Annotated in this window: 18 protein-coding genes; 7 read left to right on the forward strand and 11 right to left on the reverse strand. The window is 42.2% G+C overall.

What is annotated here, in order from left to right:
- The first annotated feature begins 24 nt into the window (after positions 1-24).
- The 5 genes from MKY11_RS19560 (at position 25) to MKY11_RS19580 (ending at position 4,991) form a co-directional block, all read left to right on the forward strand.
- Positions 25-1,650 carry a helix-turn-helix domain-containing protein gene (locus MKY11_RS19560; RefSeq protein WP_274660415.1) on the forward strand — a complete coding sequence of 542 codons (1,626 nt, stop codon included), beginning with the start codon at positions 25-27 and terminating at the stop codon, positions 1,648-1,650.
- A gap of 98 nt (positions 1,651-1,748) precedes the next feature.
- On the forward strand, positions 1,749-2,714 hold the full coding sequence (locus MKY11_RS19565; protein ID WP_035704087.1) for an iron-hydroxamate ABC transporter substrate-binding protein: 966 nt from the start codon (positions 1,749-1,751) through the stop codon (positions 2,712-2,714).
- Between the two features lie 89 nt (positions 2,715-2,803).
- Positions 2,804-3,538: an alpha/beta hydrolase-fold protein gene (locus MKY11_RS19570; RefSeq protein WP_268430243.1), complete on the forward strand. Its 735-nt coding sequence runs from the start codon at positions 2,804-2,806 to the stop codon at positions 3,536-3,538.
- A gap of 72 nt (positions 3,539-3,610) precedes the next feature.
- Positions 3,611-3,754 carry a YycC family protein gene (locus tag MKY11_RS19575; RefSeq protein WP_008347524.1) on the forward strand — a complete coding sequence of 48 codons (144 nt, stop codon included), beginning with the start codon at positions 3,611-3,613 and terminating at the stop codon, positions 3,752-3,754.
- 22 nt (positions 3,755-3,776) lie between these two features.
- The gene (locus tag MKY11_RS19580; RefSeq protein ID WP_045034911.1) at positions 3,777-4,991 is read left to right on the forward strand and encodes an MFS transporter; all 1,215 of its coding nucleotides are present in this window, start codon (positions 3,777-3,779) and stop codon (positions 4,989-4,991) included.
- Positions 4,992-5,031: 40 nt separating this feature from the next.
- Here MKY11_RS19580 and rplI read toward each other — a convergent pair whose 3' ends face one another.
- The 3 genes from rplI to MKY11_RS19595 are packed head-to-tail and all read right to left on the reverse strand — an operon-like array spanning position 5,032 to position 8,425.
- Complete coding sequence (gene rplI / locus MKY11_RS19585) at positions 5,032-5,481, reverse strand: 50S ribosomal protein L9 (RefSeq protein WP_008359128.1); 450 nt, start codon at positions 5,479-5,481, stop codon at positions 5,032-5,034.
- Entirely contained in the window at positions 5,478-7,457 is a 1,980-nt protein-coding gene (locus MKY11_RS19590) for a DHH family phosphoesterase (protein WP_017359884.1), read from the reverse strand. The genes rplI and MKY11_RS19590 overlap by 4 nt, the downstream gene beginning before the upstream one ends.
- A gap of 20 nt (positions 7,458-7,477) precedes the next feature.
- Positions 7,478-8,425 (reverse strand): YybS family protein, encoded by a 948-nt coding sequence (locus tag MKY11_RS19595; RefSeq protein WP_342501722.1) that lies wholly within the window; start codon positions 8,423-8,425, stop codon positions 7,478-7,480.
- Positions 8,426-8,728: 303 nt separating this feature from the next.
- Between MKY11_RS19595 and MKY11_RS19600 the strand changes: the two genes are divergently transcribed.
- A complete protein-coding gene (locus MKY11_RS19600) occupies positions 8,729-9,658 on the forward strand; it encodes a manganese-dependent inorganic pyrophosphatase (protein ID WP_342501723.1) in 930 nt (309 codons plus the stop codon).
- A gap of 44 nt (positions 9,659-9,702) precedes the next feature.
- Here MKY11_RS19600 and MKY11_RS19605 read toward each other — a convergent pair whose 3' ends face one another.
- The 3 genes from MKY11_RS19605 to MKY11_RS19615 form a co-directional block, all read right to left on the reverse strand.
- Entirely contained in the window at positions 9,703-10,560 is an 858-nt protein-coding gene (locus MKY11_RS19605) for a DUF3298 domain-containing protein (protein ID WP_342501724.1), read from the reverse strand.
- Complete coding sequence (locus tag MKY11_RS19610) at positions 10,561-11,055, reverse strand: RNA polymerase sigma factor (RefSeq protein WP_342501725.1); 495 nt, start codon at positions 11,053-11,055, stop codon at positions 10,561-10,563.
- A 149-nt stretch (positions 11,056-11,204) separates the two neighbouring features.
- Positions 11,205-11,864 (reverse strand): hypothetical protein, encoded by a 660-nt coding sequence (locus MKY11_RS19615; RefSeq protein ID WP_268382564.1) that lies wholly within the window; start codon positions 11,862-11,864, stop codon positions 11,205-11,207.
- 106 nt (positions 11,865-11,970) lie between these two features.
- On the opposite strand from MKY11_RS19615, the gene katX reads away from it, so the two are divergent.
- The gene (gene katX, locus MKY11_RS19620) at positions 11,971-13,560 is read left to right on the forward strand and encodes a catalase KatX (protein ID WP_342501726.1); all 1,590 of its coding nucleotides are present in this window, start codon (positions 11,971-11,973) and stop codon (positions 13,558-13,560) included.
- Between the two features lie 48 nt (positions 13,561-13,608).
- Here katX and wrbA read toward each other — a convergent pair whose 3' ends face one another.
- The 5 genes from wrbA to MKY11_RS19645 all read right to left on the reverse strand — a co-directional run bounded on the left by wrbA (position 13,609) and on the right by MKY11_RS19645 (position 18,537).
- Positions 13,609-14,232: an NAD(P)H:quinone oxidoreductase gene (wrbA, locus tag MKY11_RS19625; RefSeq protein ID WP_045034926.1), complete on the reverse strand. Its 624-nt coding sequence runs from the start codon at positions 14,230-14,232 to the stop codon at positions 13,609-13,611.
- Between the two features lie 59 nt (positions 14,233-14,291).
- Positions 14,292-14,903, reverse strand: a complete 612-nt coding sequence (locus tag MKY11_RS19630) for an alpha/beta hydrolase (RefSeq protein WP_024718443.1) — start codon at positions 14,901-14,903, stop codon at positions 14,292-14,294.
- Positions 14,900-15,871, reverse strand: a complete 972-nt coding sequence (locus MKY11_RS19635; protein WP_172793269.1) for a ring-cleaving dioxygenase — start codon at positions 15,869-15,871, stop codon at positions 14,900-14,902. Before MKY11_RS19635 ends, MKY11_RS19630 begins: the two co-directional genes overlap by 4 nt.
- A gap of 190 nt (positions 15,872-16,061) precedes the next feature.
- A complete protein-coding gene (locus MKY11_RS19640; RefSeq protein WP_144668235.1) occupies positions 16,062-17,579 on the reverse strand; it encodes an ABC transporter permease/substrate-binding protein in 1,518 nt (505 codons plus the stop codon).
- Positions 17,572-18,537: an ABC transporter ATP-binding protein gene (locus tag MKY11_RS19645; protein WP_342501727.1), complete on the reverse strand. Its 966-nt coding sequence runs from the start codon at positions 18,535-18,537 to the stop codon at positions 17,572-17,574. Before MKY11_RS19645 ends, MKY11_RS19640 begins: the two co-directional genes overlap by 8 nt.
- Positions 18,538-18,571 lie beyond the last annotated feature (34 nt).

The following is an 18,571-nucleotide window of genomic DNA, read 5'->3' on the forward strand; positions in this document are numbered from 1 at the left end:
ATTAATAAGAGATCAGGTGGTTTTATGGGAAACAATCATCAATTATGTACAAAGGTAAATGCTGAACAATGCATTTATCGATTAACATATACTGAAAAAATAAATAATGCAGATCTTCCACATACGGAGCAGCAGTTGTCAGATACATTCTGCCTCCTCTTTAGCATAAGCGGCAATGGTTTACTTACATTGAATGATCAAAGATGGCGATTGAAAAATCTGACACTCTATACGATGATGCCTGGGGAAACATTTATGTTGAAAACAGAGCCTTATCAAAAACACGAGCTCTATCTGTTTCGCTTTCAAATGTACGCGTCACAAGGTCAAAGCATAGAAGAAGTATCAACTGAACAAGCCCGATCTTTACTGAATGTATGGCAATTTATCGATATTAGCTCGATTGAACAAATTCATTCTTTACTGTCCGACATGACAGCAGAATGGCAAAAACCTGAATCCATTAGCTTTTTTAGAAGCCAAACCCTTTTTCAACAGCTCATCCTGCAGCTTTTCACACTGCATAAAGAAGACATTTGTGACACAACACACGCCCTTTTCAAAACAAAACAATATATCGATCAACATTCCGAAGAACCTCTCAGCCTTACAAGTCTATCTCATATGGCTGGTATCAGCGCCAATCATTACAGCGAGCTATTTAAAAAGCATTTTGATGTGAGTGTCACTGATTATATCACCAAGAAAAGACTGGCTAGAGCCAAACAGTTAATGGCGAAAGGTCATGCAAAGCTCAAAGACATTGCACAGGACATCGGCTATCAAGACCCCTATTACTTTAGCCGCATCTTTAAGAAAAAAACGGGTATCACTCCTTCTGCTTATATGAAAAGCCGTCAACGGAAAATGGCTGCCTATGGCCATTCCATACTCGGGCAGCTCACACCTATTCATATCCTCCCATATGCTGCCCCTCTTCACCCTAAATGGACAGCACATGACTTTGAGCATTATGCAGAAGAAATTCCGATCCATCTGAGTGCACATCGTATCAACGAGCACGCTGAAGCCAATTTACAGCAATTGAAGGAAGCACAACCTGAGCTGATCATTGCCAATGATCATGTGACAGAGGCAGAAAAACAAGCGTTGAAAACCATCTGTCCTGTTCACTTTGTTCCATTCACACAATTGGATTGGCGCACTCAATTCAGACAAACAGCTCTGTTCTTAAACGAAACGAGGGAAGCAGAAGAATGGCTGCTTCATTACGAAGAACTCGTTAATCAAGCGAAAAAGGAATGCGTTATTGATCATCCACCAAGAACCGTCCTGCCTCTTCGTATCTTTCAAGATCAGCTCTACTTATCTGTCAATCGCACCTTGTCAGAAGTAATTTTTCATGACATTGGCCTTCTGCCAGCTTTTCAGAATGATGGCCAGCTCATCGAAAAAAAAATCAGCATTCACTCTATACAGCAGTTAGACCCAGATGCCATCTTCCTTTTGTTGCATAAAGAACCAAAAACCCTTGCTTTTTATCAAAAGTTAAAGCAACAGGAGGCTTGGCAAAATCTCAAGGCTGTGACGCAACAAGCCGTCTATCCACTCGCTTCTGACCCTTGGCGTGAATACACAGCAGCCAGTCATCAACGAGTCATTCAGGACCTTTTATCTTTTTTTCCGTAAAAAGTCCATCACTAGACAGATCATTGTCTATGGATAAAAGGACGAATGACTACTACAATCTTTAATTGAGAACAATTATCAGTTAAAGGAGAAAACAAATGAAAAAATGGTTCGCATTGCTTATCCTTTGTATCATGACGATCATCGCAGCAGCCTGTGGTGCTGCAGAAAATAAACCGGCTTCCAACACAACCAAAAGCAAGTCAGCTGAAGCAGCAGAAACAAATATCAAATACTTAGATCAAACGTACAAACTGAAAACACCAGTGAAACGAATCGTCATTGCTGGAAGCCTAGAATCGATGGAAGATGCAAAACTACTTGGTATCGACCCTATTGGGGCTTCTACTGTCGGCGGCACTTTCCCTGAATTATTTAAAGACATTACAGCAAAAACAGAAGGCATTGGGGAAAAAACTGAACCAAACCTAGAAAAAATCTTAAAACTAAAACCAGACGTGATACTCGGATCAACCAAGTTCCCGCCTGCAACAATTAAAAAACTAGATAAAGTCCAAACGACGATCCCAGTATCACATGTCTCTTCCGACTGGGAAAGTAACCTTTTATTACTCGGTGAACTGACTGGAAAAAGTGAAGAAGCGAAAAGCATCATTTCTGATTATCAGAAAGATCTCAAACAAGCGAAAGAAACCCTGAAAGACAAAAGCAACAACAAAACAGCTGTCATTTTACGCATTAGACAGGGCGACCTGTACGTGTACCCTGAAGACGTATACTTCAACTCTACTTTATATGGGGACTTAGGGTTTACAGCACCAAGTGATATCAAAAAAGCCAAAGCACAAGCAATGATTTCATTGGAACGCCTAGGTGAACTCAATCCTGACTATATCTTTGTTCAGTTCTCCCAAGAGGAAAACTCATCGAATCCAAATGCATTGAAGGACTTAGAGGGAAATAAAATTTGGAACAGCCTAAAAGCTGTGAAAAATGGGCACATCAATGAAAATGTCGTTGATCCTATGCTTCAGGGAGGAACAGCACTAAGCAAAACAACTTTCCTTGATCAGGCTGTCAAATGGCTAGATCAAACCAACTAAAAAGATGCGCATCTTGACAAAGGGCTAAACATTTTAGCCCTTTGTTCTTCTTTTCAGCAGAGCTTGAAAACTTGAAGGAGAGAATACACATGAACGGAACGTTTCTATATGACGAATTGAACGGGCGGCAGCTTGATATTTACCTTCCACCGGACACCTCTATTGATGTTCCAGCTGTCTTTGTACAAGATGGCTCTTCTTTGTTTAGAACCCACCTGCTAGAGATCGAAAGCATGATTGAAGCCAAAACCATCTCGCCAATCATCATCGTCGGTATACACCCATTCAATCGACTTGACGAATATACACCATGGAAAGCATCATCACTGCGTTCTGGATTCCCTGACTTTAAAGGTGAGGCACAGTCATATGTGTCATTTTTAGCAAATGACTTGCTTCCATATATCAAAAGAGAATACTCAGTCAAACAGACCGGTCATGAACATAGTCACATAGGTGCTTCATTAGGTGGGCTATTTGCAATTTATACTTTATTGATGTACCCTGCTCTTTTTAAAAAAATCGCATCTATCTCTGGATCATTTTGGTATCAAGATTTTCTACCATTTGCTAAACAACAAAGCATTCAGTCTGTGGACCACCTTGTCTATTTGTCTGTAGGCAGTGAAGAAGGGAAAGGCAAAACATCTGTCCAACAGCACATGCCTTTATTCAACAAACAACTCCATGATCTTTTATTACAGAAAGGGATGCAGGAACGAAAGCTTCACTTTCATATTGAACAAGGAGAGGGCCACCATCTGAAACAATTTCAAAAAAATTTCTTATCGGCTATCAAGTGGTTTTATAAAAGAAAACCTTAATTTTTTATCAGCAAGTCACAAAGTCGATATGGTATATTGGAACGTATAGATTGAAAGAGGAGGGATTTGCGCATGAGACCTTTACAAATCTCAGCCGATACCGCACAAAAGCTTGCTGCATCACTTAATGTACCGTTAGAGCAAATCATGCATATGCCGCAGCACATCTTATTAGCTAAATTAGCGGAGCTTGAACAGAAGAAAGATCGTTCTTAAAGAAATAAAGGAGTTTACATTCATGGAACAACAACTAGAAAAATCAACATTTCATCCTCGCAGTACAGGGCAAACCATTTTGCTGATTGCTGGGATTTTACTCATTGCCTTTAACCTGAGGCCAGCCATTACGTCTGTTGGTCCTGTGATCGGTGCCATTCGTTCTGATTTACAGCTTTCAAATGGACTGGCTGGTTTCCTCACGACATTACCACTGCTCTCATTCGCATTGCTATCTCCCATTGCACCTAAAATCGGAAAACGTCTTGGGAATGAACGAACACTTTGGCTTGGGCTTGCTGTCCTGCTCTTTGGGATTGTCATTCGTTCATTGGGCAGCATCACCTTTTTAATGATGGGAACAGCGCTAGTTGGCGTCGGGATTGCGATTTGTAATGTGCTTTTACCTGGACTTGTGAAGCATAAATTCCCTGCACATGCTGGATTAATGACAAGCGTGTATACGACATCGATGTCCGTTTTTGCTGCACTTGCATCTGGTGTCAGCGTTCCGCTCAGTCATGCAATGCCTGGCGGCTGGAATACATCATTCCTTGTCTGGGCCGGACTTGCCCTTCTTGCGATGATGGTGTGGGCGCCGCAGCTTCTTCATCAGAACACAGCGGCTGTCAAAAGCATTTCACTCAAAGAACAGCCAATATGGCGTTCACGTGTCGCATGGCAGGTGACCTTTTTTATGGGCTTGCAATCATTCCTTTTCTACAGCAGTATCGCATGGTTTCCTGATATTTTGACATCACATGGCATGAACCTAGCGACAGCGGGATGGATGCTGTCCATTATGCAGTTCACTGGTCTGCCATCCACCTTCTTAACGCCCGTTTTTGCAGAAAAATTAAAAACACAAAGACCGCTTGTTGTCGGCCTTGTCCTTGTGTATTTACTCGGCATGATTGGTCTCCTTCTCGGAGGGTCGACGCCTATTCTTGTCATCTCTGTGCTATTAATCGGCGTCGGACAAGGGGCCAGTATCAGTCTTGCCCTCACATTTATTGGATTAAGAACAACCAATATGGAACAAGCAGCTGCCCTTTCTGGAATGGCGCAGTCACTCGGTTATTTATTAGCCGCTGTTGGTCCATTCATGATCGGTATCCTTTTTGATGTGACACATACATGGACGCCATCTATTATCATCTTTATCATCGTTCTATTTTTCATGTTTTTATCCGGTATGCGTGCTGGACGAAGCATCTATATTTCAGATCCATCATAAAAAAAGAACCCGTCTCACGAGGAGACGGGTTCTTTTCTGTTTATGCTTGTTCTGTGACGTGCACTTTTAATGTTGCTTGTACTTCTGGGTGAAGCTTCACCGGTACATTTGTGTATCCTAGCGCACGGATGGCATCATTCAACTCGATTTTACGCTTATCGAGTTTGATTTGATGATCTTTTTGCAATTTATCAGCGATCTGTTTGCTTGTAATCGATCCAAATAGACGACCGCCTTCACCTGATTTAGCAGTGAGTTCCACTGTCAGCGCCTCAAGTGTTTCTTTTAATTGTTTCGCTTGCTCAAGCTCTTGGATGGCATTCTTTTTCTCTTTGTTTTTCTGCCCTTCCAATGCACTTAGGTTCGTTGGAGTTGCTTCAACAGCTAACCCTTGTTTGATGAGAAAGTTGTGAGCGTATCCGTCAGCTACATTTTTGACTTCGCCTTTTTTCCCTTTGCCTTTTACGTCTTTTAGAAAGATGACTTTCATCTTTGAACCCCTCCTTCGAAATATTCGTCTATGGCAGCTTTTAACTTCTCTACCGCTTCTTCAATGGTTATACCATAAATCTGGGTCGCAGCGTTAGTCAAATGACCACCGCCATCTAATGCTTCCATAATAATTTGAACGTTGATATCCCCTAACGATCTTGCACTAATACAGACCGTATCGTCATCTCGCCTTGCGACAGCAAATGATGCTTCAACCTCACTCATCGACAAGAGAGAATCAGCCGTCTGTGCGATCGTAATTTGATCATAATACTCAGATCTGTCAGACGGCAAGGAAGCAATCGCTACCTGATTTTGATACAGCTCTGTATGCTGAATGAGCTTTGCCCGTTTGATGTAATGATCGACTGTCTCTTTCAAAAACTTTTGCACAAGGACAGGATCTGCCCCTTTTGCACGAAGGTAGGATGCTGCATCGAACGTTCTTGACCCCGTTCTGAGGGAGAAACTCTTCGTATCCACGATAATCCCAGCAAGAAGTGCTGTGGCCTCAATCATGTTAATCCGCAATTTCTTCGGCTGATACTCTAACAGCTCTGTCACAAGTTCTGCTGTAGATGAAGCATACGGCTCCATATAGACAAGTAAAGGATCACGGATAAATTCCTCACCACGTCTATGGTGGTCAATGACAACGACGTTTTCGATCTTATTTAGCAGTCGTTCTTCCATCACAAGGGACGGTTTATGTGTATCTACGACCACAAGCAATGTGTCATCCTTTGCAAGCTCCATCGCTTCCTCAGGCGTGATAAAACGGGACCAAAGTTCTTCATAATTCTTAATTTCACTAATTAAGCGTTGAACGCTATCCCCAATCTGGTTGGCATCAATGACGATGTAACCTTCTTTTCCATTCGCTTGAGCAACCTTTAAAATCCCGATCGAGGCACCGATAGAGTCCATGTCGGGGAACTTATGCCCCATGATCATGACATTACCGCTTTCAGATACAATTTCTTTTAAAGCATGTGAAATGACCCGTGCGCGTACTCGTGTCCGTTTTTCCATTGGATTGGTTTTTCCACCGTAGAATTTCACTTTCCCATTCGGCTGTTTAATCGCTACCTGATCCCCGCCTCTTCCGAGGGCAAGGTCAAGACTTGACTGCGCAAGTGCGCCAAGTTCTTTTAAAGAAGGAACAGACGCACCGATTCCAATACTAAGGGTAAGTGTGGCGCTATGTGCCCCTGTTTTCTCACGAACCTCGTCTAAAATGGAAAACTTCGACGCTTCAAGCTCCGCTAAGATGCTCTCGTTTAATACCGCCATAAATCGTTCAGATGAAATTCTTTTTAGGAAAATGCCATATTCTTGTGCCCAATTGTTTAACAGCGATGTGACTTCACTATTTATCGCGCTACGCACCTGATCATCAAGACCCTGCGTGACATCATCATAATTGTCTAAAAAGATATAAGATAACACCGTTCGTTCATTTTCATACTGTCTTTCAATCTGCACTTGTTCCGTGACATCAAAGAAATATAAAAGGCGCTCTGACCGTTTAATAATGACTTTGAATTTCCGGTCATTCAGCGTCACATTTTCTGTCTCAACCTCTTGTTTAATAAGAGGCACAATGGATTCAAATGTATCATACAAGGATCTGCCGACAAGTGTGCTTTCATGGAAGCACGAAGCGAGAAATGGATTGGTCCATTCGATATAATACTGGTCATTAAACAGCATAATACCAATTGGCATCTCCATTAATGCTTCTTCTCCAACCTTTTTGACTCGATAGGATAATGTTGAAATATATGAATCAATCTCTTTTTGCACCTGCGTATCTGCCCACTTTAAAAAGTAGAGCACACCCGCAAGGACTAAAAGACCAACCGCTCCTATGATCCAATTAAAATAAAGGTTGAGGAGGACTGTGATCACCGCAAGGACAATTAATGCGAAGATCGGATACTTGATGACAGGTTTTCGATAGAAGCTTGGCACTGATATCAACTCCTCAACATTCAGAGTGAATTATTTGTTTTTACTTTTTCTCTTAAATCAAAGCCTATGTCAGCAATCCCTATAATACGCACAATCACACCGATTGGCGGAAAGAGAATCGTCAATACGACGGCAAAAATGGGTACCACTTTTGAGATGTTTTTTTCGTGGCAATAATAGAAGATAAAAGAAAAGCCCTGAATAAGCACCAGTATAAATAAAATTTGAAAAGCACTCGTTTGCACGAGCGATAAAAAGCTGCCTTTCTCCGGCTGAATCAGCATCAAAAGCAGTGTGAGTAAATAATACCATACCATGCTTTTTGGCAGCCGCATATCCTTAAATTTCTTAAGAGCTGGCATGTCTGGAACAAACCGTTTGATCAACGGCCGCACAAACCAATGATTGACGAAAGACATCAGCGTGACAAAAATCAAAAGCGCTACAGGTAAAGAATTTAATGCCGTATCCTGCATCTCTCTAAACTGCTTGAGTTGTTTTGCTATGTCCTGATCAGAAGCGCCAGATTGTTTTAAGGTACTCTCTACCATCGGCATGATTTGGTCAATTGATTCCTTTGCGACACCCAGTATATCTACTTGAAACAGCTGGACACTGACAACAAAGTAAATGAGAAAACTGAATAAGTAGATCAGCGCACCCGTAATAATAGCCTGACCTGGCTGCCTCCTTCTGTAGAAAACACCCATACCTACTCCAACAGCAATCAGCATTGGCGCACTTAACAGCCCATTAATAGACCCAATTAAAAAGCTGATCACTATGCCAATAGCGCCAGCCGCAATTCCTTTTTTCAAGCCATGCCTGATTGTATAGAGAATGATCGGAATCGGAGCAGCCATGAAGAAAATAATGGCTAAAAGTGGCACATACAAATAAAACAGCGTCATGACCGCAAAAATACTGATCATGATAGCGCCTTCTACTAACGCTTTTGTTTGTTTCACACCTTCACCTCAATCCAATCATTTTTCTATATCTTGCTCAATGTGTACTTCTATGTATACGTACGATGTACGCTCCGTCATATCTTGACCCAACCTTTATTTTACCATAGCCGTAAATCGCAAGTAAAATGCAGGCTATTCCAAGAACGTTTCACGTGGAACAACTTAGATCGTCTTGTACATGCAACTTTTCAGACAGCATGTTACAATTTTTTAGATTATTCTTAGCTATAAACCCTGAATTCAAGGTCAAAAGCTGTTAGAATAGAAACATCATCAATAAAAGTAAGAAGGAGAATTCACATGGGAAAAACACTCGTATTCGGACACAAAAACCCTGACACAGACACGATTTGCTCTGCTATCGCTTACGCTGATCTGAAAAACAAAATTGGCGTTCAAGCAGAAGCTGTCAGACTTGGAGAAATCAATGGAGAAACACAATACGCATTAGATTTCTTTAAACAAGAAGCACCTCGTTTCATTGAAACGGCTGCAAACGAAACAAAACAAGTCATTCTTGTCGATCATAACGAATTCCAACAAAGTGTAAGCGATATTGATCAAGTACAAGTGACAGAGGTCATTGACCATCACCGTATTGCCAACTTTGAAACAAGTGAACCTCTTTACTATCGTGCTGAGCCAGTTGGCTGCACAGCAACGATCTTAAACAAAATGTACAAAGAGCACCAAGTCACAATTGAAAAAGAAATCGCTGGTTTGCTTTTGTCTGCGATCATTTCTGATTCCTTGCTATTCAAATCCCCAACATGCACACAGCAGGATGTTGATGCTGCGCATGAGCTGGCAAAAATCGCAGGAGTAGACCCTGAAGTATATGGTTTAGATATGCTGAAAGCAGGAGCTGACCTAAGCCAAAAAACAGTTCAAGAATTAATCACACTGGATGCAAAAGAATTTGCACTAGGTAACAGCAAAGTCGAAATTGCACAAGTTAATACAGTTGATATCGCTGAAGTAACAGCCAGACAAGCTGACATCGAAGCAAAAATCAATGAAGTCATCGCAGCGAAAGGTCTTGATCTATTTGTTTTAGTGATCACAGACATTCTAGAAAATGACTCTCTTGCGCTTGCCCTTGGTGCTGAATCAGCAAAAGTAGAAAAAGCATTTAATGTCACACTTGAAAACAACACTGCTTTACTAAAAGGTGTTGTATCAAGAAAGAAACAAGTCGTGCCTGCACTAACAGACGCACTTTCTTCATAAACATAAAAAGACTGCTGACATCTTCAGCAGTCTTTTTTCTTCTTTTAATGAATGTACATATCGCTGACGAGAATATCCTTTAGCACGCTTGTTGGAATCGTGAATTCAACTACACCCATGTAACCAGGCGCCACATCATATTCGTTGAAGGAAATCACCAGTTTGCCTTTTGAATTGATATAGAAACTTTGATCTGGCTGAATCTTCTTAAACGGATCAACCGTATCTTGCTTCGTCATCCAGTAAATCTTATTTGAATCCTCTTTCATCTGTTTCTTCATTTGTTCTTTAATATTTTCACTAATCACATCAATATAACGGTCATCTTTAAATAGACTTGGTAATGTAATGAGTACATGGTTTTTCTTATCCACCGTATCATATGTCATTTCCTCTGCCGCAGAAGCCTGAGTCGTCACCTTGTATCGACCTAGTGAAAGAATTTGATCATTATTTGTTCTTACTTCATATCCGCTCTCTACACTCAAATGACCATTTTTATAACCCTTTGTTTCCTTTTCAAAATCTTGATACAGCTTTTTATTTTCAGCTAAATATTTTTGATTCAGGCTGTCTTGTAATTTTCCGTCCCCAAGCCCTGAAACGTGTGGTGTTTTGAGATCAATATTTGTTCCCTGATCGCTCTTTTTAAATTCTGTGAACGTCACGACTTTCACAAGCTCTCCAATGACGGGTACTTCTGAAATCGCTCTTGCTGCCTGCGGACTGACATTTACAGTGGTGACAAATAAAACAGCTGCAGCAACAAGTCCGATCGTCCATTTCTGAAAATGAGGTTGCTTGTTTTTTCGTTTTAATGTCCGTTCAACCATAGCATCGTATTCCGGGGGAATAGGGATTTCTAGATATTCCTCTTTTAACTGTTCCAAATGCTTATCCATTTATATTTCCTCCTGCGATAATTCTACTTTTAAAAGCCGCAACGCCTTATATAATCTTGTTTTAATGGTGTTTTCATTTTCTCCAAGAATATGAGCAATGTCCTCTAGCTTTAAATCCTCAAAGAATCTTAATATAATGATAACCCGATACATCTCCGGCAAATCTTCTATTGCCCGTCTGACATCTTGATCCTCATAGACATCCGATTCACCCTGTGATAAAAATTCCAGCGTATCATCGTCTGTCACTTGCACACGCTTCTTCTTTCGTAAAAAGTCGAGGGCAGCGTTTACGACGATTTTATAAAACCAGCTATGCATCTTGGTCGCATCCTCTAATCGGTGAACAGATTTGAGTGCTTTATGAATCGCCTCTTGAACGACATCCATCGCATCTTCTGAGTTTTTGACATAGCTATAGGACAATCGATAAAAACTGTGTTTATGCTCCATTACGTAATCCGCAAATTGATCATCAATCTTTCGTTTCTTCATTTTACAAAGAGCTCCTTTATCTTAAATGCGCATCTGTTATTTCTTACATTGGATAGACGCGCACCTGTTAAAAATAGTTTGCGCTCCATTATTTTTTTAACATGTCATCCCATTTACGTTTCTATACAAAAAGAGCGAACCTGACGGGTTCACTCTTTTAAAGCCGTTATTTTTTGATAAACAAATGGTTTAAGTGGTGAAAGCGGATGAATGATGGACACTCCTGTTTCCTGCTCCACCTGCTTTGCAGCGTGAACCATCGAGAGCTGCATTACACAAATATCTCCATGCTGCTGCTTCACAGATTGCCTTAACTGTTCCATAATTCGCTCATGGTAGGCTTGTATATCACCGTTCAAGCAAAGATGAAAGACATCCTCTAGCACAACCACTTCTGCCTTCAACTGCTTTCCCCGCTCTTTTACATATGAAGACAGTCGCTTCATCGTTCCTTCTACTGTATCTGGGTTTGAAAACACTAGCTGAAGCGGACCCTCTCGCTCACAAATCTGCTCAAATAACGGCTCATCTATCGGAACAATTGGTTGTTTGAACAGGTGCTGCTGCTCCCCCAAAGCCGCAATGTATTGTGTACACGTTAATAAAACAAGATCAGCCTCTTCTTCTTGCATGAGTCTGTTGATAGCATAGGTTTGCTGCTGCTCAAGATCAAATGCGGGATCTTGTTTGGCTCGTTCCATAAATGATGAATCGACGATGTGATGCAGATCAAATCCTGTGTCATAGAAAGCGTCGTCAATGTAAGAAATATTAGATGGATGTGCGTGAAGGCAGTGTAATCGAATCATTAGGTCCGCTCCTCATAAAAGTTTTCACTCATTATATCAATCCTTGTATGAAATAGGGAGCAACATGACCATATTGTTAAGGAGATATTGAAGGAGGGATTCTACCTTGAAAGAAGATCAACAGCCTACATCATCTTCAGAGTCAGAAGAAACCTTGACGAATCGCCAAGGTCACCCGGTAACAGATAATCAAAACATGAGAACCGTTGGGAATAGAGGACCGACTACGCTTGAAAACTACGATTTCCTAGAGAAAATCAGTCATTTTGATCGTGAACGCGTCCCTGAACGTGTCGTTCACGCACGAGGTGCTGGCGCACACGGATACTTTGAAGCCTACGGTACATTCGGTGACGAACCCATTTCCACTTATACAAGAGCCAAATTATTTCAAGAGAAAGGAAAAAAGACCCCTGTCTTCGTTCGATTCTCTTCTGTTATTCACGGCGGACATTCACCAGAAACTTTACGCGATCCGCGGGGATTTGCGATCAAATTTTATACAGAAGACGGCAACTGGGATCTCGTTGGGAACAACCTCAAAATTTTCTTTATTCGAGATGCTTTGAAATTCCCTGATTTGGTTCATGCCTTTAAGCCTGACCCTGTCACCAATCGTCAGGATGGTGAGCGCATTTTTGATTTCGTTTCACAATCACCTGAAGCAACACATATGGTGACATTTCTCTTCTCGCCATGGGGTATTCCTGCCACATACCGGCACATGCAAGGCTCTGGCGTCCATGCCTATAAATGGGTGAATCATGAAGGAAAAGCAGTGTTGGTCAAATATCACTTTGAACCAAAGCAAGGAATTCGCAACCTGACACAAGAACAAGCCCAAGCCATTCAAGGGGAAAACTTTAATCATGCCACACAGGATTTATATGAAGCCATTGAACAAGGGGATCATCCTGAATGGGAAGTATACGCGCAAATCATGGAAGATGACACCCACCCCCATCTAGACTTTGATCCACTCGATCCGACAAAGCTCTGGTACAAGGATGACTATCCATGGAAACCGATCGGACGAATGGTGCTAAACAAAAATCCAGAAAATTATTTTGCAGAAGTGGAACAGGTTGCCTTTGGGACGGGGGTTCTTGTAGACGGATTAGATTTCTCAGATGATAAATTGCTGCAAGGACGTACCTTCTCTTACTCTGATACGCAGCGATATCGAGTCGGGCCAAATTATTTACAGCTGCCGATCAATGCACCGAAAAAGCATGTTGCCACCAATCAGCGAGATGGGCAAATGGAATATCATGTGGATCAAGGAAAAGGACAAAACCCCCATGTGAATTATGAACCGTCCATTCTCGGAGGATTAAAAGAAGCACAGCAAGATGGAAAGGATCATACGCCTTTTGTAGAGGGTGAAGTCAAACGAGAAGCCATTGACCGCCCGAACAATTTCGGACAAGCCGGAGAAACCTATCGTCGCTTCAATGATTGGGAACGTGAGGAACTGATTAAAAACTTAGTCAACACCTTAGCTACCTGTCAAAAAGACATCCAAGACCAAATGATCGAAAACTTCACAAAAGCTGATCCTGACTACGGAAAACGTGTGGCCGATGGCTTAAAAGCCTTCAAACAAGAGGAGCCAAGCGGTCCCATTGGATCAACAGGCGCGGCACAGGCTGTCAACGATGCGATCAACAACAGCACACCTTCAGATCCTTATTAATGAAAAAAGAATGCAGCGGAGTGGCTGCATTCTTTTTGTATACATCTATTAAGCGTTTTGACCTTTTTTGATCCATTCCGCTACATTCACTGTACGTTTCGCCTGATGTTTTGCGGCTGCTTCTGCATCCTCTTGGATCTTTCCATTTTGGTCAACAGTCACACTCACACCGTAAGGGTTACCCCCTGCGCCGTATAAGGAATCATCCGTGTATCCAGGAGCGGCAATAATGGCTCCCCAGTGGAACATCGTTGTATAAAGGCTCAGAACTGTCTGCTCCTGTCCGCCATTTGGGTTTTGTGCAGATGTCATCGCACTCACTGCTTTGTTTGCTAGTTTCCCTTGGAACCATAAACCACCTGTTGTGTCTAAGAATTGCTTCATTTGAGCCGGTAAGTTACCGAAACGTGTAGGCATGCTGAAAATAATGGCATCTGCCCACTCTAAGTCACTTAACTGAACTTCAGGGACATCTTTTGTTTCATCTAAATGTGCTTTCCATGCTGGATTTGATGCAACAACGGCTTCTGGTGCCAATTCAGGAACCTTTAAAATTTTGACTTCAGCACCAGCTTCTTTCGCTCCAGCCTCAGCCCATTTTGCCATCTGATAGTTTGTACCTGTTGAACTATAATAAATAATCGCTAGTTTTACGTTTTCCACTTGTTCCATCTCCTTTTGTTTGGTTTGTCCAAATAGCTTCTGTAAAAATCCCACCTGTATTCCCCACCTTATTTAAATTGACGACGATACCACAATGCCGCAGCATCGACTTCTTCTCTCGTTAGCTGATGTCCACGATTTTCCCAATGAAGCGTTACGGATGCCCCCGCCTCCTGAAGCAGTTGCTCCAGTTCCTGAGATTCCTCAGGACGACACATTGGGTCATTTTCACCAGCTGCTATAAAGACTTGTTTCCCCGCTAATGAAGGTAATGAAACCCCTCGTCTTGGGACCATTGGATGATGCAGGATCGCTCCTTTCAGCGCATCTCCGTAATGGAATAACAGACTTCCAGCAATGTTCGCCCCGTTTGAATAGCCGATGGCTACCACATTGTGACGATCAAATCCATACTTATCTGCTGCTTCCCCGATAAATGTATATAATTCCTCTGTACGCTCAATTAAATCTTGCTCATCAAAAACACCCTCTGCCAAACGCCTGAAAAAACGCGGCATGCCGTTTTCTGATACATTTCCTCTCACACTAAGAACAGATGCTTCAGGGTCTACCACTTCTGCAAGCGGCAATAAGTCTTGCTCTGTCCCGCCAGTTCCATGCAGCATGAGAAGGACAGGTTTTTGTTCATTCTTTCCTTTTTGAAAAAGATGCTTCATCATGAATCTCCTTTCCCTTTGATTTCTCTTACCTCAATCGGCAGCACGATTTGTTCAATTTGACTACGCTGCGCCTCATATTGCGGTGGCAGTTTCAACGCTTCACCCATCGTTTCCACAGATTCATCGTGTGCAAACCCTGGAGGATCGGTCGCAATCTCAAATAATATGCCGCCAAGCTCTCTAAAATAAATCGCATTGAAATAATTTCGATCTTGCACAGGCGTCACTTGATATCCGCTTTGCGCAATATGGCTTTGCCAATCTAATTGATCCTGATCATCTGTTGCTCTCCACGCAATATGATGTACAACACCAACGCCCATACGTCCTCGTGCAACAGGTGTCTTGTTCACATCAATGACATTGCCGATTTCTCCAAACGAACGGAATCTCACATAATCTCCTTCTGTGCCGACTTTTTCAAGTCCCATCGTTTGCTCTAGTAGCTGCATCGTTTGCTCAGGCTGTGAAGTTAATAAAACAGCTCCGCCAAACCCTTTAATCGCTACTTCTGGTGTCACCCCATTAAATGTCCAGTCATTCTGTTTTCCTTCTTCACGCTCGACAAGTTCTATCAATAAACCGTGCGGATCTTCAAATGAGAGAAAGGCCTCACCAAAGCGTTCAATCATTTCATAAGAAACGTCAAACTGCTCAAGGCGTTCCTTCCAAAAAGAGAAGGCACCGGTCGGTACGACATATGTTGTCACACCTACTTGACCTGCTCCAATTTGTCCCTTTTGTGCACCTGGCCAAGGGAAAAACGTAATAATGGTACCTGGAGAACCTCCTTCATTTCCAAAATATAAATGGTATGTGCCTGGATCATCAAAATTGACGGTCTTTTTCACGAGACGCAGACCTAAAACACCTGCATAAAAATCAACGTTCTCCTGAGGATGACCAACAATTGCTGTGATATGGTGAATTCCTTCTGTTTTCTTCACTTCTAATGACCTCCTCTTCATGACGTAACATGTCTCTACTCATTATGTCTTGACTGACGCTTTTATATTATCTCGAATTCGAGATATATGACCAAAAAATATATTTATCTCGAATTAAGGATATTCTTTTTTGAAATAGATGTCAATGATTTTTGTTTTTTTGTTTTCAAAAGCAGGCCGCTTTATATATAGCAGACCTGCTTCCCCTTGATTATTGAAGCAATTTTTTCTTTTTTAAATAGACTTCGGCTACTTGAAATGCATCTTTCCCCTTCACATTGACTTCGTAATTCATTTCTCTCATCTCATCATCTGTGATTTGACCAGCGAGCTTGTTGAGAGAGGCCTCAATCTCAGGATACTCTTTTAATGTCTCCTGTCTTAGCAAGGGCGCTCCTTGATAGGGCGGGAAAACATGCTTGTCATCATCAAGCACCTTCAACTTGTATTGTCTCAATTCACTGTCTGTTGAATACGCATCGACCAACTGAATATTCCCTTTTTGAAGGGCTCGATATCGAAGTTTCGGTTCCATCGTGACCACGTCGCCAAAAGAAAACTGATAAGCTTTTTGAATGCCTAAATATCCATCCTGACGATCAGAAAACTCTAAAGTAAAGCCAGCACGTATACGATTCTTGATTTGACCAAGATCTGAAATTTTTGATAAATCATATTGATCCGCTAGTGATTGAGGCACGGCTAAAGCATATGTATTGTTATAAGCCATTGGCTGGAGAAGCTGAAGCTGAAAGGATGACGCCAAACCTTGACGCGCTTGCTCATACACTTTTTCCTTATCCGTGCTTTTCGCTGTTTCTTTCAGAAATTCAGAAATCGCTGTCCCTGTAAATTCAGGATAGATGTCAATATCACCAGACCGCAGTGCTTGAAAAACAAAGGACGTCTTACCAAGACCAGGCTTAAGATTGACTTGGATATCTGTATCCTGCTCAATTAAAAGCTTATACATGGAGATCAAAATTTCAGGCTCTGACCCCAGCTTCCCTCCAATGGTGATCTCTTTCTTTTCTTGTTGAAACAGCGATGGGGCAGCGACAACTGCTCCTGCTATTACAGCAAAGACCGTCACAGAGATCACGGTTTTTTTAAAGGAGATTTTCTCAAGTGTCCGCAAGACCACATCAAATAAGAGCGCAAGTAATGCAGCTGGAATAGCACCAATGATGATCAACGACATATCATTTCGATCAATTCCAAGCAGAATCAGACTCCCTAATCCACCTGCCCCAATAAGAGCTGCAAGAGTGGCTGTCCCTACAATGAGGACCATCCCCGTTCGGATACCTGCCATGATCACAGGCATAGCAAGAGGGAGTTCTACTTTTAATAAGCGTTTGCGGTGATTCATTCCCATAGCGAGCGCCGCTTCTCGCAGCGACGGATCGACCTCACGAATGCCTGTATATGTGTTCCTTAAAATAGGAAGAAGAGCATAGACGACAAGAGCGATAATTGCGGGCACTTGACCAATCCCAACGAGAGGAATCAGCAGTCCAAGCAGCGCCAAAGACGGAATTGTCTGCAAGACAGCCGTCACCCCAATGATCCACTCTGCTATCTTAGGGACTCTCGTTAAATAAATCCCTAATGGAATGGCAATCAAAATCGCTAGAAATAACGCAATGAAGGAAATTTGAATATGCTCAAGTAAGGCGTGTCCGAGCTGATCTTTTCGAGCCCATAGCACACTGGTCCATTCATTCATGTGTCTCGCCCCTCTCAGCAGAAGTACCGGCTAAATACTGAATCACTGCTTGACGAGTGATGAGTCCGATCCGTTCCCCATCCTTCTCAACAACAAGCTCTTCATGCTCTGCCAGTCGAGATAGAACCTCTTCCAGCGTCGCATGGATGGAGACCGCTTCATCGCCTAACAGATCATCTTGAGGCATGGGCTGAGAAATAGTTGTCAGCTCAAATGCTTGATGGTCTATATGACGGGCAGCTCCTGAAACAAACTCCCGCACAAATGGATTCACTGGATGCTGAATCAATTCCTCTGGGCGTCCAACCTGCACTACTTTTCCTTCATTCATCACACATATCCGATCCCCAAGCTTCATGGCTTCCTGCATATCATGTGTCACAAAAACGATGGTCTTTTGAATACGGCGCTGTAACTCAAGCAGATCATCTTGTAATTTCTCTCTCGTCAGTGGATCTAACGCACTAAAAGGTTCATCCATTAGGACAATCTCAGGATCAGCAGCAAGTGCCCGTGCTACGCCGACTCGCTGCTGCTGTCCACCTGAAAGCTCTGCTGGCTTTCGATGTCGATAGGTAGAAGGCTCAAGCCCCACCATGAACATCAACTCATCAACACGCTGATTCGTCTCAGTCCGCTTCCATTGTTTCAGCTCTGGCACTACAGCAATATTCTCTTCTATGGTCATATGAGGGAACAACGCTATTTGCTGAAGCACATAACCAATATCCCAGCGCAGCTCATAAATATCATAATCGCTGATGGTTCGACCCTTTATGTAAATCTCACCTTCTGTAGAAGAGATGAGACGATTGATCATTTTCAAAGTCGTCGTTTTCCCGCTTCCACTAGGTCCAATCAATACAAAAAATTCACCTTTCTGAATCTCCAAATCAACAGATTGAACGGCATAGCGGTCATCAGAAAATTGCATCGATACATTCTTAAATTCAATCATCTTCCCACGCCCTGACTGCAAGTATATTTTAAAA

This window comes from Bacillus sp. FSL W7-1085, assembly GCF_038595035.1.
Classification (GTDB): Bacteria; Bacillota; Bacilli; order Bacillales; family Bacillaceae; genus Bacillus; species Bacillus altitudinis.